Origin of the sequence: Yersinia bercovieri ATCC 43970, assembly GCF_013282745.1 — a bacterium.
Taxonomy (GTDB): domain Bacteria; phylum Pseudomonadota; class Gammaproteobacteria; order Enterobacterales; family Enterobacteriaceae; genus Yersinia; species Yersinia bercovieri.
In genome coordinates, this window is record NZ_CP054044.1 from 4,277,228 (window position 1) to 4,300,679 (window position 23,452).

Sequence of the window (23,452 nt, forward strand, 5' to 3'; positions counted from 1 at the left end):
GCTTTGCCATCAATAACAGGCTATAATCGCTATTTAATGATCCCTATCCCCAGTTAAAAGGGGATTTATTGAGTACATAACATGACTAAACAGACGTTAGTAGCCGATGTTATCTATTACAACGGCACGATTTATACGGCTGACACCGATAACACCATTTGCAGCGCCATCGCACTGGGCCAGGGCTATATTCTGGCCACTGGCGGCGATGAACTTATCCCCCAGTTTTCCGGCGCGAAAACCCAACTTATCGATCTGGCCGGCAAGTTTATGATGCCCGGCCTGATTGACAGCCATATGCACCCGTTTTGGGGCGGAAAACAGCTGATTGGCTGTAACCTTAATTATGCTGCGCTAAGTGTTGAGCAGACGTTAGATATCATCCAGCAGCACCTCGATAATGACCCTTTTAAAGGCGAGAATGAGTGGCTGACTGTCCGCGCCTGGCAACGTCAGGCGATGACGCCAGTGGGTGCCGATATGAGCCGCGCGGCACTGGACTCCCTCAATACCCGCCGCCCAGTGGCGCTATTCTCCAATGACTGCCACACCCTGGCGGCCAACAGCCGCGCGCTGGAGCTGCTGGGCATTGATGAAAATACCCCGGTGCCGCCAGACGGCAAAATTGCCTGTGACGCGAATGGCAAACTGACCGGTATTTTGGAAGATGCACCCGCCATGCGCGCCTTTGATAGCATCCCATCGGCGACAGCAGAAAAAAATGTGCAAATCGCCGCCCATGTGCAGCAGGTCTTGAATGCTCAGGGCGTGACGACCGTGATGGATACCCGTGTATTTGCCGAGCAGTTGCTAGCGTTTCGTCGGTTACATGAACGTAATGAATTGACCCTGCGAGTGCTGGGAGCTAAAGAGGTCACCCCCGATAGCCTGCAAGGGCCAGAGGACGCCGCGCGCGTGGTGCAGGAGGTGGTGGAGTTTGGTCGTGAATGGGGCAGCCGCGAATGGAGCCCTGCGCCGGGCTTTGCTGTCGATCACCTGAAACTCTTTATCGACGGGGTGTTACAACCGCCGACCATGACTGCCGCCTTGCTCGAACCCTACCGGGCAAACCATGGCACCGCGCAGCAGCCAGATTGGCAAAATACCGAGCACTATGGCGATCTCTACTTTACCGCACCGATGGTCAATGCCGTGATTCTGGAGTGCGCCCGCGCCGGCCTGCATCCCCATACTCACACCGTAGGGGATGGCGCCATCGAGATGGTGTTAGATGCGGTGGAGCAGATGCGTGCGGCACTGCCAGGCAAGGATATCCGGCCGGGATTGGCGCACAATGAGCTGGTTGCCGCTCATCAATATGAGCGTTTTGCCAAACTGGGTGCCACGGCAGTGCTCTCCTTCCAGTGGGCCGGTTTACCGGGCGTGCTAATTGATGAAGAGCGCGCCATGCTGGGCGAGACCCGTTTTCAGCATATGGAGCCAGCCGCCCGTTTTCTCGATGCTGGTGCACGAATCGCTTATGGCAGTGACTGGCCTATTGATCGCCTGGATGAGTGGTACAACCTGCAAGTGGGCATGACCCGCCGCGCATGGGATCTTGATGGTCATCCGGCAGGCCCGCGTCTGGATACTGACCGGGATCTGACCCTGATCGAAACGCTGCGATCTGCCACCATTGATGCCGCTTATATGATTGCTAAAGAGCAGTACATCGGCTCACTGGAAGCTGGTAAATTCGCCGATATCACTATTCTGAAAAATAACCTATTTGAGCAGTCGCCAGAGAGGATTTATCAAACTGAGGTGGAGAGCACACTGATTGGCGGTAAATTAGTCTATCAAGCTGCTGATTCGGATAGATAAACGCAAGAGATGACAAACTGAATCACTGAGTTACGTCAGTGATTCAGGTAAATAATTGCGCTTAATGGCACCCGTTACCGAGTCAGGTAGTGATGGACTTTCAAAGCTGCCCCCCTTGTGTCAAAATCCGCTCCTTTATATTTTACAGCTGCATAAAAATGCAGCTCAACGGTGCTCGTTTACACCAGGAGATGATAGGGTAATGCCACAAAATATTCAGTTGCGCAGAGTGCTTAAAACCCCCGCGCTGGTCGCTTTCGGCCTTGCCTACATGGTGCCATTAGGCGTATTTACCACCTATGGACAGGTGACCGTATTAAGCCAGGGCCACTTGCCCATTGCTTATCTGGTGACAGTTGCCACCATTTTGTTTACCGCCCTCAGTTATTGCCGGATGACCAGCGCCATGCCGCTATCAGGTTCGGCCTACTCTTATGTTCAGCGCAGTTTTGGCGGAAAAACCGGTTTTCTGGTGGGCTGGGCGCAAATTCTGGATTATCTGTTCCTGCCGATCCTGAACTATTTGGTTTTAGGTATTTTCCTGCACGAGGCATTCCCGGCTGTTCCCGCACCGCTCTTTATCATTGCCTCTATTGTCAGTGTCAGCTTACTCAATATCCTCGGTGTGCGACTGCTCACTTCGGTGAATTTCTCGCTGATCGCCGCACAGATGGTGTTTATCGTGCTATTTATCGCCCTTTCATTCAGTCAGGCAGATCTAAGCCCGGCAGCGCTGATGAAGCCGCTGCTGGTGAATGCCGGTGATCTCTCTGGTTTGTTATCCGGTGCTGCGGTGCTCTGTCTGGCATTCCTCGGTTTTGATGCCATCGCCACCATGGCTGAAGAGGCCCACGACGCCAAGCGCACTCTACCGCGCGCTATTTTGTTTACCGTCATCAGTGCCGGAGCTATTTTTATCGCCGTCTCCTATGCAGCTCATCTGGCCTATCCCGATTGGCAGTCGCTGATCCCGCATCAAGATACCGCCAGCCTGATTATCTCCGAGCATGTCGGCGGTAAATGGATGTATAACTTCTTTATGGCGACCTACCTGACGGGCGTGTATGCCTCGGCAATGACCGCGCAGACCAGTGTATCGCGCATCTTCTATGCCATGGGCCGTGAAGGGGTATTACCACGTAAAGTGTTCTTCCATCTGCATCGCAAGTTCCATACGCCATGGCGGGCCATTTTGTTCGTCGCGACAATTTCGCTGCTGGCGCTGTTCCTTGATCTGAACTTAGTGGTGTCGATGATTAGCTTTGGCGCGCTGGGCGCTTTTACCTTTGTCAACCTGAGTGTGATAAAGCATTTCCTGATCAATGAGAAGCTCCGTGGCGCGTCGGCCATGTTCAAGTATGGGCTGTTACCCATGATGGGATTTGTGATGTCAGTCTGGCTGTGGGTGCATTTAGAGCAGCGCGCTCTGGAGGTGGGTTTACTGTGGTTGCTGGCAGGCTTTATCTATCTGCTGTGGCTCACCCGTGGTTGGCGTAAATCCCCGCCATCAGTGAATCCGGATGATATTTCACATCTGCTGTAAGCCGCTAGTTTAGTGGTAAAAAGGGCCACTGATGTGGCCCTCAGTATGATGAAAACAGTTGTGAGCCAAGGGGGGAGCGCACCTAGGGGCACTTCGGCGGCTTACGCCGCTTACGACCCCAACGGCACGTTTCCCCTTGGTTCAGCTTTGTCAGCAGCTATTTCAATAACCTCTACGCGCCCTGCCGACCGCCTCACCCAATTGCCACACCGCCATGGCGTAGTGGGTGCTGTGGTTGTAACGGGTAATGGTGTAGAAGTTAGGTAAACCGTACCAGTATTGATAACCCGTGCCGACATCAAGGCGCAATAGGCTAGCCTCCTGATAGTCGCCCAGTGGCGCTGTTGGGCTTAGCCCCGCCGCAGATAGGGTCGATAGCGGATATTTGGTCTTAAAACCATTTTCGAGATTGGGTGCCTGACCATTCGCCGGTATCGCGACTGCCGCCCCTTTCGTCCAGCCGTGAGATTTGAAGTAGTTGGCAACACTACCAATCGCATCCTCCGGGTCCCACAAATTGATATGGCCATTACCATTAAAATCAACTGCATAGCTCTTAAATGACGATGGCATAAATTGACCATAACCCATCGCACCCGCGTAAGAGCCACGCAGACTGAGCGGGTCATTGCCCTCAGCACGTGCCATCAGCAAGAAGGTCTCCAGCTCGCCAGTAAAGTACGCGGCGCGGCGCGGATAGGCAAAAGAGAGTGTCGCCAATGCATCAATAATGCGGGTCTTGCCCATCACTCGGCCCCAGCGAGTTTCAACGCCGATGATACCGACGATAATCTCTGGCGGAACCCCATAGATCTCATAAGCGCGTTGCAGCGCCTCTTCATGCTGATTCCAGAAATTCACGCCATTTTGCACATTATCCGGCGTAATAAATTGGTTGCGGTAGCGGTTCCAAGCCCCATTTGGCCCGGAAGGGCGACCTGAAGTGGGCGCTTGCTTATCCATCAGGCGGATAACCCAGTCCAGCTTTTGGGTCTGGGCCAATACATCATGCAGTTGTTGGCGCTCAAAACCGTGCTCACGCACCATTTTGTCGACAAAGCGGGCAGTGTCGGCGTTATAAGCAAAATCACCGTTTTGCAGATGCCCCTGATGCTCCGGTTCAAGTAAAAATCCGCTCTGTATCAAGCCATCGGATGGTGTGGCGGTGGTGGGAGGCGTCGGCTTGCTACTACAGGCAGAGAGCAACGTGAGTAAGGGAAGAATAACAGCCAGATAGCGCATCGAATATCCATGAACCATGCAAAAAAGTGATAGCTATGTTAAGTCATTGTCTGTTGCCAACAAACAGATAAATGCGCAGGAGAGCTTAATACAAGGGGCAGGAGGCGTTATCCATACAAAAAATAGCGTTGAAAATGAAACATCTTGTAGCATATATTGCGAATGATTTTCACTATGATTACCATTTTCTTTCTATACAATCATTTTGTTTCGCCACTATCAGACCAACCGCTTTCTTCTTCTGACCTTTTAAAAAGGATGTCGCTATGAAGTTACGTTTCCCCGCACTTGGCTCTGTCGCACTGCTCTCCTCTTCTATACTGGCTTCCTTAATGATGCTGGCGTTCTCTGCTCATGCCGCATCAAATGATAAAAGCATTGTGATTTATAACGCTCAACATGAAAACCTGGTGAAATCCTGGGTTGATGGCTTTACCAAGGATACCGGCATCAAAGTCACCCTGCGTAATGGCGGGGATAGCGAGTTAGGTAACCAGTTGGTTCAGGAGGGTAGCGCATCGCCAGCAGATGTTTTCCTGACCGAGAACTCGCCAGCCATGGTGCTGGTTGATAATGCCAAACTGTTCGCACCACTGGATGCGGAGACACAAGCTCAGGTTGCTAAAGAGTACCGCCCTGAGCATGGCCGCTGGAGCGGCATTGCCGCCCGTAGCACCGTGTTTGTCTATAATCCGGAAAAAATCAGCGAAGCACAGCTGCCTAAATCCATTATGGATCTGGCTAAACCTGAGTGGAAAGGCCGCTGGGCAGCCTCACCATCCGGCGCAGATTTCCAGGCCATTGTCAGTGCTATGCTGGAGCTAAAAGGCGAAAAAGCGACGTTAGAGTGGCTCAAAGCCATGAAAACCAACTTTACCGCCTATAAAGGCAATAGCACCGTGATGAAAGCCGTGAATGCGGGACAGATCGATGGTGGGGTTATCTATCACTATTACCGCTTTGTTGATCAGGCAAAAACTGGCGAGAACAGCGGCAACACCAAGCTGTACTACTTCAAAAATGAAGATCCAGGCGCGTTTGTGAGTATCTCTGGCGGCGGCGTGTTAGCCTCTAGCAAGCATCAGAAAGAAGCACAAGAGTTCGTCAAATGGATCACCAGTAAATCCGGCCAGGATATCCTGCGCACCAACGATGCATTTGAGTATGCCGTCGGTGTTGATGCAGCTTCAAATCCTAAATTGGTGCCACTGAAAGATCTGCAAGCACCGAAAGTCGAACCATCCAAACTAAATAGCAAGAAAGTGGTTGAATTGATGACAGAAGCAGGCCTGCTGTAATAGAGTCAATCGACTGATTTTTTAGCCCGCCGCGTCTCTAGCCCGGCGGGCATTTAACATGCTGAGTGCCTTGACGATTATGGCCAATATAAGTACCGATGTTGCACCGGTTGCACTGAATAGGGCAGCAACACGGCAGTATAACCGCCGCCCAGGCTCTGGGATTGTGGCTATCGCGATTATGCTTTCGCTGCTATCCCTGCTGCCATTGGGGTTTGTTATCGGTATTGCCATCGATACTGGCTGGTCAACCGTCAAAGCACTGGTTTTTCGCCCTCGCGTGGGTGAACTCCTGATCAACACCGCGCTACTGGTAGTTTTTACCCTACCCCTTTGTACCATTATTGGTGTCGCACTGGCGTGGCTGACCGAACGCACCGCCCTACCCGGTAGGCGGATTTGGTCACTGCTGGCTATCGCGCCATTAGCAGTACCCGCGTTTGTGCAAAGTTATGCCTGGATTAGTCTGGTGCCCGCCATGCACGGGCTTGGCGCAGGAGTCTTTATCTCTGTTATCGCCTATTTTCCCTTTATCTATCTGCCCGCATCAGCGGTATTACGTCGTCTTGATCCCGGCCTTGAAGACGCCGCCGCGTCACTGGGCAGCCCCCCCACTGCGGTATTTTTTAAAGTGGTGCTACCACAGCTAAAACTAGCCATTTGGGGCGGTTCGATACTGATTGCACTACATTTATTGGCCGAATATGGGCTGTATGCCATGATCCGCTTCGATACCTTTACCACCGCCATTTTTGACCAGTTCCAGTCCACCTTTAATGGCCCGGCAGCTAATATGCTGGCCGGAGTGCTGGCACTATGTTGCCTGGGATTACTGTTAATTGAGGCCACCAGCCGCGGCTATAATCGCTATGCACGAGTCGGTTCCGGTAGCGCTAGAAGCCAAACCGCTTACGCTATGGGTTCGGCGCTTACCCTATTTTGCCTGTTATTGCCGCTGGTGCTCACCGCCCTCTCGCTGGGCGTGCCCTTTATCACTCTCGCCCGCTGGCTCTATATTGGTGGCATCGATGTGTGGTTGAACCCTGAATTGCTCCCTGCCTTGAAACAAACACTGGCATTAGCACTGAGTGGTGCGGTGATTATCACACTATGCGCCGTCCCTATGGCATGGTTATCAGTACGTTACCCAGGGCGTTTGCATCGGCTAATGGAGGGCTGTAATTATGTCACCAGCTCCCTGCCCGGTATCGTGGTCGCGCTGGCACTGGTGACCATCACTATCCGCATTGCACGCCCGCTGTATCAAACCGAATTCACTATTTTGCTGGCCTATTTATTGATGTTTACGCCACGGGCATTGATCAGTTTGCGGGCCGGGATTGCCCAAGCGCCGGTTGAATTAGAAAACGTGGCGCGTAGCTTGGGCAAAACGCCGACTCAAGCCCTCTGGAGCACCACCATGCGCCTCGCGGCACCGGGGGCTGCCGCCGGAGCGGCATTGGTGTTCCTCGCCATCTCCAATGAGTTAACCGCCACGCTATTACTGGCTCCCAATGGCACCCGCACACTAGCAACAGGTTTCTGGGCATTGACCAGCGAAATCGATTATGTTGCAGCATCACCTTATGCACTGCTGATGGTGGCGCTTTCCCTGCCGCTAACCTGGCTGCTTTATTCTCAATCTCAACGTACGGCAGGACTATGAGCACGCTTGAACTTCAGCAAATCGGCAAGTCTTATCAATCGGTTACCGTGTTAGATCGCATTGACTTACAGGTTACCTCGGGTAGTCGCACCGCCATTGTCGGCCCTTCTGGCTCAGGCAAAACCACACTGCTGCGAATCATTGCCGGTTTCGAAACGCCCGATCACGGCACAGTTATCCTGCAAGGGGAACCGCTATTTGATAGCCAAACTCAAGTACCCGCACATAAAAGAGGAATTGGTTTTGTGCCGCAAGATGGTGCGCTGTTCCCACACTTCACCGTGGCGGGCAACATCGGTTATGGGCTAAAAGGCACCCGGCAGGAGAAAACTCGCCGGATTGATGAGTTGATGGAGATGGTCGCGCTAGACCGCAGATTGTCCCAACTTTGGCCCCATGAGATCTCCGGTGGGCAACAACAGCGGGTAGCTCTCGCCAGAGCACTCGCGCAGCGCCCGGTGCTGATGCTGCTGGATGAGCCATTTTCTGCGCTGGATACCGCATTGCGCGCCTCAACCCGCAAAGCGGTCGCCGAACTACTGGCACAGGCGAATATTGCCTCTATTTTAGTGACCCATGATCAAACTGAAGCGCTGTCATTTGCCGATCAGGTCGCGGTCATGCGCGCCGGTAAACTGGCCCATGTTGGCCCGCCACAAGAGCTTTACCTGCGGCCGATTGATGAACCGACAGCGACCTTTCTGGGGGAAACACTGATTCTTTCTGCCAATATCGCCAACGGATGGGCCGATTGTGCATTGGGTCGGGTCAAGGTTGACGATGCGAAACGCCATGGCCTGACGCGGATTATGTTGCGCCCCGAGCAAATTACCATCACTCCACTGCCCGCCGATCATCACTACCCGACTCACTGCCTGGCGAAAATTACCAATATTGATTTTGCCGGCTTTATCTCGACAGTCACATTATATCTCGTCGCTAGCGAAGAGAGTGTCGAGATCAAAACTATCAGTCGAGAAGGTATTCGTATCGGCTCAATGGTTGACCTGACGATTATTGGTCAGGCGCATCTCTTTAGTGATTAAAAGTGCTGATTAAAGTGCTAACTCACCTGCTGAGGGTAGATGTTCAGCCAGCAGGTCGCAGTTGACGCCGCAGTTGCCGGTATTCCAGCAAGGTCAACACAATCACCACCGCATCCAGAATGGTTATCAAAATCAGCAGTGGCGAGTGGGTAAAGGTATAGCGATAGAGTTGATAAACAATAAATAAGCTAAAAATCACCATGGCCATGGGGTAATAACCCAACTTTTTGCGCCATAATCCAATAATGATCCACAGCTTAATTACGCCATGGGCCACCAGATAAAAAGCAGCGAAATGTAAACTGCTGATAGAGAGACTTTGTGCGGCATGCAGCAAATAATTAGCCACGACATCCCCACGCTCTTCGATAAACTCAACTTGCGTAATGCGATGCAGCAAATTCAGTAAAAATTGCGGCGTGATAAAATACGTTAAAATACCGGCGATGATCTCCAGGGCCGCCAGTATGGCTTTTAGCAGCAGACTGATTTCAAAAACAGCATGGATACTCTTTTCCCCAAAGAGATTATTACGCTCAAATCGGTTTCTCATATTCAACATCGCGCTGATTCCCTGCGTGGTAATACAATGAAGAGTAGAGATAGAGAATAGCAGTTTACGAGGGATGGGTTAACTCACCGGAAAGTCAGCGATTAAATCAAACACAGCGGGGAGAGTAACAGATGCCCCCTGCAACTTCAGGGGGCATCGGCACTAAAGAGAGTTACTGCGCATCTTTACCGTAATTAGGTGAACGCGGCCCGTAGAGAATACCGTTAGGCGTTCCGGCGGTCAGCATACGTGCACTGGTAACACCGGCAATATCATGGCTACGATCAGTAAGTGTGTTGCTGATCTGAGTTACCGCAGCTTGAACCAACATGCCGATGACACCACCAGAGGAGTTATCGCCTTCATTGCTGGATGCAGTCGCACTGCCGCTCCACAACAATTTTCCGCTTCTCAAATCAACCAGTTTGGCATTCGCCGTAACCCGAGTATCACTGGTGATGACCTGATAAGAGGTGCCGTATTGCACCACGGTGATGTACAACACCGCATCTGCACCAAAGATTTTATGCAGTTTGGCTGGGCTGGCAGCACTGATGTCGCCCGCATTTGTCATGCCATTTTGCTTAAATGTCTCTTCCACTACAGCCACTGGCAGCACGTAATAGCCCGCTTCAGATAATGGGTAAGTGACCTGAGACAACATACCATGGCTGGCAGCCACTTCTGGCGATTGATTCTGTGGCAGCAGCACCAAAATACTTTTTGGTTTGCTTTGCTTAAATGCAGAGTAGTCCTGCTGTACCGGCTTGGCACAGCCAGTCAACAGCAGTGCCATCATGACTGCGCATATTGCGAAAATAGATCTCATTTAAACGCCCCTTTATCCTTGCTCATCAAAAAATCCATAAACGGAGCAGACTCAGGGAATGCCGTTTTCTCGGTATTAAATTCAGCCATCGCTAAATCTGTATGCCCGGTATTGCCATACAGCATACCCAAATGAGCATGTAAGCCCGGAGGGACTGGCATGTTCTTCGCACGTGATTTTTCGATATTCTCTTTTAAAGCAGCAATTTGCTGTTCAGGGCTGGCATCAGATTTATAGTAATCATAAATCGTCGTTTGGTAGTTATCCCAGTTGTAAATAGGTTTCGGGGCCGTGGCACAACCCGCCAATACAGCGGCAGCCAGCAGCAGGGAGAGCTTTTTCACTAATTTCATGTTGCGGTATCCATACTCGTGATGAGGAATTATTTTGCTATTAATGTCTATTTCGCCGGTTGCCATGCACCCGATTCAATGCCAGCTACCAGATTGTTGACAGCTTCACGGATAGCTAAGTCCAGCACCTTGCCATTTAAGGTTGAGTCGTAACTTGCCGTCCCACCAAAACCGATCACTTCGCGGTTGGAGAGTTCATACTCACCAGCACCCTGTGAGGAGAAGACCACTTCAGAGGTCTTCACATTGACGATATTCAGATTGACTTTGGCGTAGGCAATCTGAGATTTACCCCGGCCCAAAATGCCAAATAGCTGACGATCGCCAGTCTCTTTGCGGCCAAACTCGGTCACATCGCCGGTCACGACATAGGTCGCACCTTTCAATTGCTGGTTTTGCCCTGAAATCGCCGCTTCTGTTTTCAGCTCTTCCATATTGGTGCGCTCTAATACGTTAAAGCGGCCAGTTTGTTGTAAGTGCGTCACCAGAATGGTTTTTGACTGGTTCCCCAAACGGTCGACGCCATCGGAGAATATCCCGCTCATATAGCTTGAACGGTTGTCGAATTTACCCACAGAAATAGGGCTGCGGGGGCCGTTATATTGCGTGCCGTAAGAGGCAACTTTCGCCACTTCTAACGAACGGGAGGACTCAGAGGCGCATCCACTTAATAAGAACGCGGTTATTAACGTGGAAGCTAAAAATATTTTTTTCATCATAAAAGCAATATTCTCAATAAAAGATTAAACGCCATAACTGGAAGAAATAAATAGTGATAATTTAACTTAAGTTAAACCATCAGCCTATTAACTAACATAGAACAGTAATAATAACAAAGAGTTATTATTGATAAATACACATATATTTATCATTGATTTAAAAAGGATTTTCGCGAGCGAATAATAACAGATATAAAATATATTTTGAAATATTAAACCCAATCTATGTATCTAAATTTTACTTAAGGTTTAAAAACCGCATTTTATTTAAAGCGAAATTAGTTTATCACTTATTATTATCGCTGGTTATGCAATAAGCAATTGTATGGGTATAGTTATAATGGATGTTGTTTTTTCGTTACTGCGCCGCCTGAAAAACAAGATAATTAGCGGGTAGAATAATAAATTTCGGCTAATGCTGATAAATCGCCATCATTTGGATCAATACGTTAAATAAGTAACCTTGGGTGGCTGATGTCAGTACAATGCCAGTACTTTGAGTACCACCTTCCCCCACAGGAGTAACACCGTGTTCCACTACCCCGCCAGTTATACCCTTGATGAAGCCAGCGGCGAATACCACATTCAGTATCGCGACTTCCCTGAATTGGCCTCAGTGACCTACTCCCTGGAAGATATTGAGCTGGAAGCACAGGATGGCATTAAAAATGGCATCGCCGCAGAGATGGAAGAGCATCGCCCAGTCCCTGCTCCGTCGGCGCTGCAAGCTGGTGATATATCCGTCCACGTGCCAATTTTGGTGCGACTGAAAGCTGAATTGCACAATGCCATGCTCACCACCCATACCCGCAAAGCCGATATGGCTCGCAAGCTCGGTTTGAATGCGGCACAGATGGATCGCCTGTTGGATGTCTATTACGCCTCTAAAGTTGAAGCACTGGAGCAAGCCCTGTATCTACTGGGCTTTGAGGCAGATGTCGCGGTCAGAAAGATCAGTTGATGGCCTAACACGCCGTTAGGTGGCTTAAAATTCAGCCAACAAAGTAACAAATTGTTATCTATAGATAATTAAAAAAAACGTTAATAGCTTCACACTTCAATACATTGGCTAACAATATTTGCCATTTATGTGTGAAATTGTGATCTAATGCATAAAATTACAGTATTGTAAGTCTCTCCTTGTTGGGATTACATTAGCGCGATCCTATTTATCCATTTGATACTCAGCACAGCAATTGGGATCGTTACTGGCGAGGTAGCTCCAAGGGGAGTTGTTCAGTGAAATATTTCTTTATGGGTATCTCAATCATGTTGGTGGTTTGGATTGGCACCTTCATGATGATGGTCGAGTAAGATTGGCTCGAACCATCCACCATCTGACATCGTATAAAGGGCGCATTCGCGCCCTTTATCATTCTGATTTTTAGCTACTCATTTACCTGGCATCATTCTGCGCAATGTATCATCACGGCGAATATAGTGATGATAGAGAGCCGCCAGAACGTGAGCTCCAATCATAAAATAGCCCAAATTGGCGATTAGCTCGTGGGTCTGCTTAAGGTAGGATCGCGCTTCATCATTTGGTGTCACCCACTGCGGCACCTGCCAGCCCAGTAAAAACCAGGTTTTCCCGCCGTAAGCTTGCGCCAGTACGCCGAGTATCGGCAAGGATAAGAACAGCAGATACAGCCCCCAATGCAAAATATGAGCAGCTAACAGCTGCCAATCCGGTAATTTCGGGGTGATAGCGGGTGTCACATTTCGATGGCGCAACCAAAGGCGCATCAGCATCAATAGCCAGACAGAAATACCAAAATTGAAATGCAGGTTTTTCACTAATGTTCGATCTTCGTCAGGCACGCTGTCACTGAGCAACATGGCCGCATAGGTCAAAATCAGCATCAATAGGGTTAGCCAATGCAGGGTTATTTGGGGTAACGAATAGCGTTCTCTCATAGCCGCCCACTCCAATATGTCACAATAAATTGATTCATTAATGATGAGTATGGTGTATCACAGCTGAAGAGAACATTAAGGTGTTATTTGCGTCATTCGGCAGAAGAGCACGGTTATTCTGACTGATCACCATGAGCAATCAGCCAGAATAGTGATTACATGGCTAAGTTACGCCGTTTCTTCTGATGTCGGTTTACTTGGTTTCAGCAAGCCATCAGCGCGGAACATACTTTTAATGCCGCGCACCGCCTGACGGATCCGGTCTTGGTTCTCAATTAGCGCAAAACGAACATGGGTATCACCGTAATCGCCAAATCCAATCCCCGGCGAGACACAAACTTTCGCTTCAGAGAGCAGACGTTTAGCAAACTCGAGCGACCCTAAATGCGCGTATTGTTCTGGAATTTTAGCCCAAACATACATTGAGGCTTTCGGGTTTTCGACCATCCAACCCGCTTCATGCAGCCCGCGCACCAAAGCGTTACGGCGTTGGCGATACTGCTCGGCGATATCCCGCACACACTGCTGATCCCCCTCCAGCGCCGCAATAGCCGCAACCTGTAGTGGGGTAAAAGTGCCGTAATCGTGATAGCTCTTAATACGCGCCAGCGCATTGACCAGTTCAGGATTGCCCACCATAAAACCAATGCGCCAACCGGCCATATTGTAACTTTTGGATAGGGTGAAAAACTCAACCGCAATCTCTTTTGCGCCGGGAACTTGCATGATTGAGGGCGCTTTCCAGCCATCATAGACGATGTCGGCATAGGCCAGATCATGCACCACCAGCACATCATATTGCTTCGCCAGCGCCACCACCCGCTCAAAAAAGTCCAGCTCGACACACTGTGCCGTCGGGTTAGAGGGGAAGCCGAGGATCATCATTTTTGGTTTAGGAATGGTTTCGCGGATCGCGCGCTCTAGCTCACCAAAAAAATCAATGCCCTCGGTCAGTGGCACCGAACGCACTTGTGCACCAGCAATGACCGCACCATAAATATGAATCGGGTAGCTCGGGTTCGGTACTAGTACGGTATCACCGTGATCCAGTGTTGCCAGCATCAAATGCGCCAGCCCCTCTTTCGAGCCGATAGTGACAATCGCTTCGCTTTCCGGGTCAATCTCCACCTGGTAGCGATCGGCATACCAGCGGGAAATGGCCCTGCGTAGGCGGGGGATCCCACGGGAGGTTGAATAGCCGTGGGTGTCTTCACGTTGCGCAACACTGCACATTTTCTCAACGATATGTGGCGGTGTCGGGCCATCCGGATTACCCATACTGAAATCAATAATATCTTCACCACGACGGCGCGCCGCCATTTTTAACTCAGAGGTGATATTGAAAACATAAGGGGGAAGACGTTCAATTCGGGTAAAACGACGTTTGGAAGGGTATTCAGCCATAATTTCCTCGGGATACGTGAGCGCCCGGACCATCCGAGCGACGCAGACCAGCAAATGGTCTATTTATGAACATATCCCAGCGCCGCATAGGTGTCGAGTGGCGGCTCATAAATATCTCACTCATCGGAGAAGTGACTACGGCTGAAATTCGTGGTTAAGCATCCCCAAAACCCAATCATCACACCACTGCCCAGCCAACTGATAGTTATCCCGCAAAGTGCCCTCCAACTGAAAACCACAGCGCTCTAGCAGCCCCCGAGAAGCATGATTTCCCACCGTGACTGTTGCTTTCATTTTATGGAACAAACAGTGCTGGAAGCCAAACGCCAATACGGCCATTAGCGACTCTTTGGCAAAACCTTTGCCTTGATAAGAGGGCAACATGGCATAGCCCACCTCAGCTTGCTGTAATGGCGACCATTCAGCTAAAAATCCGGTCAATCCCACAGGTTGCCCGCTTCTCTTTTCGCGAATAACCAGGCAGAGCCAATGGTTGGCACTCTTTTCCCATGGCATCAGACGTGACTCAAACCGCGCACGAATCTCAGCTAAATCCATCGGATCAGCAATAAAACGCTGAATCTCCGGGTCTTGATATAGACCTAAAAACAGCGGCCAATCCTGCTCGTTAAGGCTATCGAGCAGCAGCCGTGGTGTTTTTAGTGAAATGGGAGAACGACTGAACATTTGAATCACAGGTGCCATTTTTCTCTCAAATTAAGATGTTAGCCAGAAAAAGAGGATCGAAAATTAAAGGGGAAATTTTGTCATAACCTCATCCCTTTATTCTTCTCCATTTTACTTGAATAATGTTTACTCCAAAGTAACAAAAAACAAACAAATGGTCAGTACCAGCCGACCCATGCCACCGCCTCAACCCTACAGCTATCGGAGAATCAGCATTATGGCTTCATTACAAATAGACGATATTCCCGCAGCAATCAAAGCGGTGAAACAGCAATTACGTCAGGCGCTACCGGATTACCAGCAGGTGTTTCAAGCCGTTGAAGAGAACATTCGCCAGCAAGTTACCGAAATTCGCCGCACTCTGGCGCAGGGGGAAAACCCCGTCCCACGCATTCATGCTGATGATATTATCAACGGCAAAGTGACTGATGAACAAAAAGCACAAATAAAGCAGCGGGGATGTTGTGCCATTCTTGGTGTTTTTCCGATAGAAAAAGCCGCCGCCTGGAACCGTGAAATCGGTAACTATCTGGATCGTAATAATTTTGTCGAGCGGCTGAAAAATGCCGCCGAAGATAATTACTTTGGCACTCTGGCTGCCAGCAAGCCACAAATTTACGGCATTTATTGGTCAACACCGCAAGTTGAAGCTCGTCAGGATCAGCGCATGAATGCGGTACAGATATTCTTGAATAATCTGTGGCACACCGAGAGCAACGGCAAGCAGCATTTTGATGCTAACCGCGTCGTGACCTATGCTGACCGCACACGTCGCCGCCCGCCAAAATCCTCCTCTCTGGGCTTGTCACCCCATGTGGATGGCGGCTCCATTGAGCGCTGGCTGGATGAAAATTTCCGCCATGTCTATCGCCACGTATTCTCTGGTGAATGGCAGAAGTATGATCCATTCGCGGCAGAGGGCCGCCCAGAAGTGCGCGAGTTCCCGTCACCGGCGGTATGCTCAATGTTCCGCACCTTCCAGGGCTGGACCGCGCTGACACCTCAACGTACCCATGCGGGGACGTTAAACGTTATTCCAATCGCCAATGCCATGGCCTATATCTTGTTGCGGGCCATTCAGGATGATGTTGCCGACGATGACCTCTGTGGTGCCGCGCCAGGTCGCGCACTGTCAGCTTCCGAACAGTGGCATCCTCTTTTAATCGAAGCGATTTCCCCTATTCCTGATTTGGAGGCGGGCGACACCGTATTTTGGCATTGCGATGTGATTCACTCAGTAGAAAACGAGCATAATGGTGAGTTTGACAGCAACGTGATGTACATCGCCGCCGCCCCATGGTGCGAAAAAAACGCCGCCTACTTGCCGCGCCAGTTAGCCAGCTTTATTGATGGCCGCTCGCCACCAGACTTCGCCGCCGATGATTTTGAAGTCGATTTCTCAGGCAGAGCGACGGCCGAAAACCTGACCCCGATAGGCAAGCAGCAACTGGGAATGACTGAATAATTGTATCCCGCCACTCTCCCTGCCGGAGCCTGACCTCCGGCAGCCCCTCGATAGCACGGATAAAGTAGCAGTCAACCGCCCTTTTCCTTATAGTTAGCCGCTTATTCACCTCAAGATCTGATTATCTTCGACCTAAGATCCCAGGCCGTAGCCAAGAGAAAATTGCGTGCACCAGATATTTGAAATGCTACTGGCGGTGTTTGATCGCGCCGCGCTAATGCTAATTTGCCTGTTCTTCCTGACCCGCACCCGCCTGTTCCGTCAGTTGCTGCAAAAAGAGAAGCACACCCCGCTGGAACTGGCTGCCGTGACGGCAATTTTCTCACTATTCGCAATTTTCGGTACTTATTCCGGTATTAATGTCGAAGGTTCGTTGGTCAATGTCCGTGTTATTGCCGTCATGTCTGGCGGAATTCTCTTTGGCCCATGGGTCGGGATCATTACCGGATTGATCGCCGGATCTCACCGCTACTTAATTGATATTGATGGTATTACCTCAGTTCCCTGCCTGATTACCAGTATTATTGCTGGCCTGATGTCGGGCTATATCAATCTGAAAGTGAAGAAAGAGCGGCAATGGCGGGTCGGTATTTTAGCGGGCATGATTTGCGAATCACTGACCATGCTATTGGTGGTCATCTGGGCCAAACCGACAGCATTAGGCATCGATATTGTCTCTAAAATTGCCATTCCGATGATTTTAGGGGCGGTGTGTATCGGGCTGATTGTGCTGCTAGTGCAGAGTGTTGAGGATGAAAAAGAGGTGATTGCGGCACGGCAGGCCAAACTCGCCCTGGATATCGCCAATAAAACCTTGCCCTATTTCCGCAATATTAATGGCGAATCCTTACGTAGCGTATGCGAAATTATTCGCAACGATATCAAGGCGGATGCAGTCGCTATCACCGATACCCAGAATATTTTGGCTTATGTGGGAGTCGGGGTCGAAACCTACGATATCGGCTATGAGATTATCAGTGATATTACCAAAGAGAGTATTCAGCGCGGTAAAATTACCATCCGCAATAACGATGAAGTTCACCGTACACCGCAAATTCACTCGCTGATTATTATCCCGTTATGGGAAAAAGGTGAAGTCACCGGTTCGCTGAAAATCTATTACTGCCATGCCCATAAAATCACCTATTCGCTGAAAGTCATGGCGGTGGGTTTATCGCAGATTATCTCAACACAAATTGAGGTTTCCCGCATCGAGCAACTGCGTGAAATGGCGAATAAAGCGGAAATGCGCGCACTGCAAAGCAAAATTAACCCGCACTTCTTATTTAATGCTTTGAATGCGATTTCGTCGTCAATCCGTATTAATCCAGACACCGCCCGTCAATTGATCATCAATTTATCTCGCTACTTGCGCTATAACCTTGAGCTGAATGATGAGCAAATCGACATCCGCAAAGAACTCCATCAAATTCAGGACTATATCGCCATTGAGCAGGCCCGGTTCGGCAGCAAGTTGACCGTGATTTATGATATTGACGACGATATTGCGCTGAAAATCCCTAGCCTACTGATTCAACCTTTGGTGGAAAATGCCATTGTGCATGGCATTCAGCCCTATCGTGGCAAAGGCGTGGTGGTCATTGCGGTCAAAGAGCATGGTGATCAAATTAAGATTTCAGTGAAAGATACCGGCAATGGTATTAATCCAGAAACCATTGAGCGCGTCGCTAATAATGAAATGCCGGGCAATAAAATCGGTTTACTGAATGTGCATCATCGGGTGAAATTACTCTATGGCGAGGGTTTACAGATCCGCCGCATGGAACCGGGCACTGAAATCTCTTTTTATATCAGCAAAAATGGCGGCAAAATCCATGCAGAACCCAGCATTTCAGCCGGAGTTTAACCCGTGAAAGCAATCATTGTTGAAGATGAGTTTCTGGCTCAGGAAGAGTTGAGCTACCTGATTCACCAGCACAGCCACATCACCATTGAGGCCACTTTTGACGATGGGTTGGATGTGCTTAAATATCTGCAAAATCATCAGGTTGATGCTATTTTTCTCGATATTAATATCCCGTCACTAGATGGCGTATTACTGGCTCAGAACATTAGCAAATTTACCCATAAACCCTATATTATCTTTATCACCGCCTATAAAGAGCATGCGGTTGAAGCATTTGAGATTGAAGCATTCGACTATATTTTGAAGCCCTACCATGAGTCACGTATCGTCACCATGCTGCAAAAGTTGGAAGCACTGCATCAGCGTGATGGTCAAAATAGAGAGCAAACTAGCAGCCCCACCCCCCGTGCAGCAGCGCATACCATCAATCTGATGAAAGACGAACGCATCATCGTCACTGACATCAATGATATCTACTATGCGGCGGCGCAGGAGAAGGTCACGCTGGTCTACACCCGCCGCGAAGAATTCATCATGCCGATGAATATCACTGAGTTTTGTAGCCGCTTGCCGGAGGAGTATTTCTTCCGCTGTCACCGCTCTTATTGCGTCAATTTAGCCAAAATCCGTGAAATCGTCCCTTGGTTTAACAACACTTACATCCTGCGGCTCAGTGAGTTGGACTTTGAAGTCCCGGTCAGCCGCAGCAAGATAAAAGAGTTTAGGCAACTGATGCGCCTTTAAATGCATTTCACTCCAGCTGGAGTGCAGCTCATTCCCCTTTCGATCTATAGCTATTAGCCCGCCCGTATACTGGTTTCATTCGGCGGGCTGATAACACCTCAACACAAGATTTCCGGTGCTCCATCAGCGCGTAACTTTTAGGCTTCCGACGCTATTTATCGCTATCAATAGCCATATTCGGGCCACATTGCATTGATGTTTAAGGAGTCCGGCATGAGCAGTAAACCGGTAAATCGTTGGCTAATCGTTGTAGGTACTATCATTGTTCAGATGGGTCTGGGCACAATCTATACTTGGAGCTTATTTAATCAGCCCTTGGGGGAGAAGTTCAGTTGGTCATTGGCGGCGGTAGCCACCACCTTCTCTATCACCAGTTTCTCTCTGGCTATTGCGACACTCTTCGCTGGCCGCCTGCAAGAGCGTATTGGTATCCGCAAGCTGACACTGATTTCCGGCATCATCCTCGGTTTGGGGTTGATTGCCAGCTCCTTTGCCACCTCGCTGGGGATGATCTATCTGCTGGCGGGGATTGTGGTTGGTTTTGCCGATGGCACCGCCTACATCACCACGCTGTCGAATCTGATTAAGTGGTTCCCGGAACGCAAGGGGCTGATTTCAGGTATCTCCGTCGGGGCATTTGGCACCGGTAGCCTGCTATTTAAATATGTGAATGCCAGCTTAATTGCCAATCAGGGCGTGTCATTGGCATTCTTCTACTGGGGCATTATTGTGATGCTATTGGTTGGGGCCGGCTCTCTCCTGCTGCGGGAGAAAGTGGCCACGCCACCCGTTGCCAACAGCCAGCCAACCGCTAACGCGGGCCGTGATTTTAGTGTTGGTGAGATGCTGGCGGTCAAAGAGTCCTACTTCCTGTTTATCATCTTCTTCACCGCCTGTATGAGTGGCCTATATCTGATTGGTATCGTGAAAGACTTAGGTGTGCAACTGGCAGGGATGGATTTAGCTACAGCGGCGAATACTGTTTCAGCTATCGCCATCTTTAACACCGCCGGACGAATTATTTTGGGGGCGCTATCAGATAAAGTGGGCCGCCTGCGGGTGATTAGTTTCACCTTGCTAGTCACCACCCTGGCGGTCTCCGTGTTGACCTTTGTGCCGCTAACTCACGCCCTATTCTTCCTGTGCGTTGGGGCCATTGCTTTCTGTTTCGGCGGCAATATCACTGTGTTCCCCGCCATCGTCGGCGACTTCTTTGGCCTGAAAAACCACAGCAAAAACTACGGGGTCATCTATCAGGGCTTTGGTTTGGGCGCATTGGCAGGTTCATTTATTGCCGCGCGGCTGGGGGGATATCACGCCACCTTTATCGTCATCGCGGTGCTATCAGTGCTCTCCTTGCTGCTGACTCTCATTATCAAGCCACCAAAAGGTGCCGCCACCGAGGCAGAAAGCACTATTCCCGCCCCTGCCGGCCCCACCGCCAGTAGCCATGCTTGATAATCATTGACTGAAAAGGCCCTCATCACGAGTACAACTCAGCCAGAGTGTGCAAGGTATGGGGGTCTTTTTGTACCATTCTAATCAGCAAAATAGCCTGCTTATTTGGCTTAGCGCGGCCTTGCTCCCAGTTCTGGTAGGTTGCAGTTCCCGCCTGTAAATAGTGAGCAAACAGCGCTTGTGAAATATTCAAAGTCTCGCGAATGTGACGTAGCTCCTCAGAGGTCAGTGTTAGGCTACTTTCAGTTGAGACCTTGTGCGTTTTCAGTGTTTTTTTACCCGTATTGGCCTCTTCCCATGCATCCATTCCCTCAACCAACTCTGAAAATAAATCTCTTTTTTCCATATATTACCTCGATAGATATCATTCAGATTTACGGCATTTAAGAAGATTACTAAGTATTTTCCGTTGTGCATTGGTTAAATCAGACATCTCACCTTTGCTATAAATGGCGAAGAGTAAAAATTGAAAACGCTCTACCCACCAATAATAAATGACTCTGACACCGCCACGTTTGCCTTTACCCGCTTTTGCATCACTGAATCGCATTTTGCGCAAACCGCCGGTCTGTTGGATAACATCCCCAGCAGTTGGATTATTCATTAACGTAATCTGCAAAGTTCTATATTCATCGTCCGATAAATAGCCCACTCTAAAGCGCTCGAATGGCGGTAGTTCTATAAATACAGCATCCATTCTATCTCCTCGTCTATCCATAACCTTTCACATGACTATGCTCAACTTGAGTATAGTTTAAGTCGGCGGCATAAAAAAGCAGAGCCTTAGCTCTGCTTGAGGTTATTGACAAAGTGCCAGCGGCGGAGAGGGCAGGTAGATCGTAAAGACGCCGTAAATCCATCCATGGAGGCTCGAACCGCGCCCTCCCTGGCGCGGACGCTTTACTCTTCTATCTGCCCTCACCTCTTGAGATCGAGTCGTCGAGATTTGTTATCAGTCTGAAGCAGATCCAAAGCTTTGCTTGCTTCAACGGGTAACACGAAAGCTAACACCCCTGCGGCTTCAAGGACAAAAGATACCCAAAGTCATTGGAGTTGCAGGTAGGCAGCAAGCGAACGCATCCCGATGAGCTGACCCAAGTCAGTGATTCGGGTAAGCGAGCGTAGCTAATACCCCTGCGGCTTCAAGGACGAAGGGTATGACCTAGCGTCTGGCGCAGATAAGCCCCCGCCCCCAATAATCCCGGCTGCTGATGGGTAATCATATAAACCGGAATGTCATGCAGGAAATCTTTGAAGCGGCCTTTATCTTCAAAAGCACCACGGAAACCGGAGGCTTTAAAGAACTCCATAAAGCGCGGCACGATACCGCCCGCGATATATACGCCGCCAAAGGTGCTGAGATTCAACGCCAAATTGCCGCCAAAACGCCCCATGATGACGCAGAACAGCGACAATGCGCGGCGACAGTCAGTGCAGCTATCCGCCAGCGCCCGCTCTGTCACATCTTTCGGTGCCAGATTCTCTGGCAGGCGGGCATCAGAGATAACGATCGCCCGATAGAGATTAACCAACCCCGGCCCAGAGAGTACCCGCTCGGCAGAGACATGGCCCAGTTCCTGACGCAATACTGCCAGGATCCGGTCCTCTTCTTCGCTATTTGGCGCGAAATCGACATGCCCGCCCTCACCCGGCAGGCTTATCCAGCGGCGATCGACATTAACTAAATGCGCCACCCCCAACCCAGTACCTGCACCATACACTGCTATCGGTTTACCCGGCTGGGGTGCAGTACCGCCAAATTGCAGCACATCTTGCTCGGACAGCACCGGGATTGCCATCGATACCGCGGTGAAATCATTGATCACTTCTAAATGATTCAGCCCCAAATTCTGCTTCATGGCGGCAATCGAAAATGCCCAAGTATGGTTGGTCATCGCCACCCAATCGTCAGTAATCGGGCAAGCAATGGCGATACAGGCATCGGTTATCGTCGCGGTATGCTCTGACAAGTATTGCCGGATAACATCTTCCAAACTGTCGTATTCCAGCCCTGAATATGTTTTTGCTTGTGATATTTCGCCCGTCGCCACAGCGCAAAGCGCCAAACGGGCATTAGTGCCGCCAACGTCACCCACCAGGGCATAGCTCGTCATCAGAAACTTCTCCGTTACAGGGATGCTTAACTTCTACTTTTACCACTGTAAAATTAGGTTGGAGAAACAACAATCTCAAAGCTGTAAACCCTTTCGCTTTGCGATGACGATCACATAAAAACGTTTCAGCCACGGCAAAATACCGCTGCTGAAGGGGAAAAAAGGTGATTAACGCTCAGATGTGTCTTGACCTTTTTCTGCTGCGGGAGCCAACATCGCAGGCTGGCGGGCACGGATAATTCGCATCCGTAAACCGTCATAGGCCCAGTTATAGCAAATGGTGTAAGGCAGGAAGAACAGGAAGAAACCGATCTCCAACATAAATGCCTGTAGCAACGAAACACCCAATATATAAGCCGCAATCGGCAAGCCAATCAGGATAAAGCCACTTTCAAAGCCCAGGGCATGGAGCGCTCGCACCCCCAGGGTTTTGGCGACCCGACTGACGGGCCAGAAGTAGTCGAACAAACTGTTGTAAACAATATTCCACAGCATCGCCACGGAAGAGAGCATGATGGTCAAGGTTCCCATTTGCAGTATTGAACGATCCAACAGCCATGCCCCAACCGGGGCACAAATCGCGATGGCGATCACTTCAAAACCAATAGCATGGATAAACCGTTCAGAGAGAGATTTGTGATGAACTTGCATAAAACACCTATTTAATTAACTGATAACTGATTATCGAGGGTGATTATCATCGTTTTTTAAGATAGATTGAAA

Annotated in this window: 23 protein-coding genes; 11 read left to right on the forward strand and 12 right to left on the reverse strand. The window is 49.8% G+C overall.

Going from position 1 to position 23,452, the window contains the following annotated elements; translation table 11 throughout:
• Positions 1-81 precede the first annotated feature (81 nt).
• Together HRK25_RS19380 and HRK25_RS19385 are read left to right on the forward strand one after the other, a co-directional pair.
• Positions 82-1,824, forward strand: a complete 1,743-nt coding sequence (locus HRK25_RS19380; RefSeq protein WP_005275466.1) for an amidohydrolase — start codon at positions 82-84, stop codon at positions 1,822-1,824.
• Between the two features lie 202 nt (positions 1,825-2,026).
• The gene (locus HRK25_RS19385; protein WP_005275464.1) at positions 2,027-3,367 is read left to right on the forward strand and encodes an APC family permease; all 1,341 of its coding nucleotides are present in this window, start codon (positions 2,027-2,029) and stop codon (positions 3,365-3,367) included.
• 162 nt (positions 3,368-3,529) lie between these two features.
• Here the strand turns inward: HRK25_RS19385 and mltB are convergent, their stop codons facing one another.
• Positions 3,530-4,609 carry a lytic murein transglycosylase B gene (gene mltB / locus HRK25_RS19390; protein ID WP_005275462.1) on the reverse strand — a complete coding sequence of 360 codons (1,080 nt, stop codon included), beginning with the start codon at positions 4,607-4,609 and terminating at the stop codon, positions 3,530-3,532.
• 266 nt (positions 4,610-4,875) lie between these two features.
• On the opposite strand from mltB, the gene HRK25_RS19395 reads away from it, so the two are divergent.
• The 3 genes from HRK25_RS19395 to HRK25_RS19405 all read left to right on the forward strand — a co-directional run bounded on the left by HRK25_RS19395 (position 4,876) and on the right by HRK25_RS19405 (position 8,619).
• The gene (locus HRK25_RS19395; protein ID WP_005275456.1) at positions 4,876-5,907 is read left to right on the forward strand and encodes an iron ABC transporter substrate-binding protein; all 1,032 of its coding nucleotides are present in this window, start codon (positions 4,876-4,878) and stop codon (positions 5,905-5,907) included.
• 79 nt (positions 5,908-5,986) lie between these two features.
• Positions 5,987-7,573, forward strand: a complete 1,587-nt coding sequence (locus tag HRK25_RS19400) for an ABC transporter permease (protein WP_032898135.1) — start codon at positions 5,987-5,989, stop codon at positions 7,571-7,573.
• Positions 7,570-8,619 carry an ABC transporter ATP-binding protein gene (locus HRK25_RS19405; protein WP_032898114.1) on the forward strand — a complete coding sequence of 350 codons (1,050 nt, stop codon included), beginning with the start codon at positions 7,570-7,572 and terminating at the stop codon, positions 8,617-8,619. Before HRK25_RS19400 ends, HRK25_RS19405 begins: the two co-directional genes overlap by 4 nt.
• 43 nt (positions 8,620-8,662) lie before the next feature.
• On the opposite strand, the gene HRK25_RS19410 is transcribed toward HRK25_RS19405, so the two are convergent.
• From HRK25_RS19410 to HRK25_RS19425, 4 genes are all read right to left on the reverse strand, one after another.
• Positions 8,663-9,181 (reverse strand): DUF2127 domain-containing protein, encoded by a 519-nt coding sequence (locus HRK25_RS19410; RefSeq protein WP_005275451.1) that lies wholly within the window; start codon positions 9,179-9,181, stop codon positions 8,663-8,665.
• Between the two features lie 163 nt (positions 9,182-9,344).
• Positions 9,345-10,001: a DUF799 domain-containing protein gene (locus HRK25_RS19415; RefSeq protein ID WP_032898113.1), complete on the reverse strand. Its 657-nt coding sequence runs from the start codon at positions 9,999-10,001 to the stop codon at positions 9,345-9,347.
• Positions 9,998-10,354, reverse strand: coding sequence for a DUF4810 domain-containing protein (locus HRK25_RS19420; RefSeq protein WP_005275447.1), 357 nt, complete (start codon positions 10,352-10,354; stop codon positions 9,998-10,000). The genes HRK25_RS19415 and HRK25_RS19420 overlap by 4 nt, the downstream gene beginning before the upstream one ends.
• Positions 10,355-10,401: 47 nt before the next feature.
• Positions 10,402-11,073: a CsgG/HfaB family protein gene (locus HRK25_RS19425; RefSeq protein WP_005275442.1), complete on the reverse strand. Its 672-nt coding sequence runs from the start codon at positions 11,071-11,073 to the stop codon at positions 10,402-10,404.
• Positions 11,074-11,602: 529 nt separating this feature from the next.
• Between HRK25_RS19425 and HRK25_RS19430 the strand changes: the two genes are divergently transcribed.
• Entirely contained in the window at positions 11,603-12,034 is a 432-nt protein-coding gene (locus HRK25_RS19430; RefSeq protein ID WP_057647361.1) for a type II toxin-antitoxin system HicB family antitoxin, read from the forward strand.
• 278 nt (positions 12,035-12,312) lie between these two features.
• Positions 12,313-12,387, forward strand: a complete 75-nt coding sequence (gene ypdK / locus HRK25_RS19435; RefSeq protein WP_099460453.1) for a membrane protein YpdK — start codon at positions 12,313-12,315, stop codon at positions 12,385-12,387.
• Between the two features lie 78 nt (positions 12,388-12,465).
• Here ypdK and HRK25_RS19440 read toward each other — a convergent pair whose 3' ends face one another.
• The 3 genes from HRK25_RS19440 to HRK25_RS19450 all read right to left on the reverse strand — a co-directional run bounded on the left by HRK25_RS19440 (position 12,466) and on the right by HRK25_RS19450 (position 15,039).
• Positions 12,466-12,990: a cytochrome b gene (locus HRK25_RS19440; protein ID WP_005275432.1), complete on the reverse strand. Its 525-nt coding sequence runs from the start codon at positions 12,988-12,990 to the stop codon at positions 12,466-12,468.
• Positions 12,991-13,158: 168 nt separating this feature from the next.
• Complete coding sequence (alaC, locus tag HRK25_RS19445; RefSeq protein ID WP_005275430.1) at positions 13,159-14,394, reverse strand: alanine transaminase; 1,236 nt, start codon at positions 14,392-14,394, stop codon at positions 13,159-13,161.
• Positions 14,395-14,529: 135 nt separating this feature from the next.
• Positions 14,530-15,039 carry a GNAT family N-acetyltransferase gene (locus HRK25_RS19450; RefSeq protein WP_032898133.1) on the reverse strand — a complete coding sequence of 170 codons (510 nt, stop codon included), beginning with the start codon at positions 15,037-15,039 and terminating at the stop codon, positions 14,530-14,532.
• 259 nt (positions 15,040-15,298) lie between these two features.
• On the opposite strand from HRK25_RS19450, the gene HRK25_RS19455 reads away from it, so the two are divergent.
• The 4 genes from HRK25_RS19455 (at position 15,299) to HRK25_RS19470 (ending at position 20,615) form a co-directional block, all read left to right on the forward strand.
• Positions 15,299-16,546 (forward strand): DUF1479 domain-containing protein, encoded by a 1,248-nt coding sequence (locus tag HRK25_RS19455; protein WP_005275424.1) that lies wholly within the window; start codon positions 15,299-15,301, stop codon positions 16,544-16,546.
• A 166-nt stretch (positions 16,547-16,712) separates the two neighbouring features.
• Positions 16,713-18,413, forward strand: a complete 1,701-nt coding sequence (locus tag HRK25_RS19460; protein WP_005275423.1) for a sensor histidine kinase — start codon at positions 16,713-16,715, stop codon at positions 18,411-18,413.
• A 3-nt stretch (positions 18,414-18,416) separates the two neighbouring features.
• A complete protein-coding gene (locus tag HRK25_RS19465) occupies positions 18,417-19,157 on the forward strand; it encodes a LytR/AlgR family response regulator transcription factor (protein ID WP_005275421.1) in 741 nt (246 codons plus the stop codon).
• Between the two features lie 213 nt (positions 19,158-19,370).
• Positions 19,371-20,615 carry an L-lactate MFS transporter gene (locus HRK25_RS19470; RefSeq protein WP_032898112.1) on the forward strand — a complete coding sequence of 415 codons (1,245 nt, stop codon included), beginning with the start codon at positions 19,371-19,373 and terminating at the stop codon, positions 20,613-20,615.
• Between the two features lie 25 nt (positions 20,616-20,640).
• On the opposite strand, the gene HRK25_RS19475 is transcribed toward HRK25_RS19470, so the two are convergent.
• The 4 genes from HRK25_RS19475 to HRK25_RS19490 form a co-directional block, all read right to left on the reverse strand.
• On the reverse strand, positions 20,641-20,961 hold the full coding sequence (locus tag HRK25_RS19475; RefSeq protein WP_005275417.1) for a helix-turn-helix domain-containing protein: 321 nt from the start codon (positions 20,959-20,961) through the stop codon (positions 20,641-20,643).
• Between the two features lie 18 nt (positions 20,962-20,979).
• Positions 20,980-21,312 (reverse strand): hypothetical protein, encoded by a 333-nt coding sequence (locus HRK25_RS19480; protein WP_005275415.1) that lies wholly within the window; start codon positions 21,310-21,312, stop codon positions 20,980-20,982.
• A gap of 445 nt (positions 21,313-21,757) precedes the next feature.
• A complete protein-coding gene (gene glk, locus HRK25_RS19485) occupies positions 21,758-22,729 on the reverse strand; it encodes a glucokinase (protein WP_005279696.1) in 972 nt (323 codons plus the stop codon).
• Positions 22,730-22,897: 168 nt separating this feature from the next.
• Positions 22,898-23,380, reverse strand: coding sequence for a multidrug/biocide efflux PACE transporter (locus HRK25_RS19490; protein ID WP_005279694.1), 483 nt, complete (start codon positions 23,378-23,380; stop codon positions 22,898-22,900).
• Positions 23,381-23,452 lie beyond the last annotated feature (72 nt).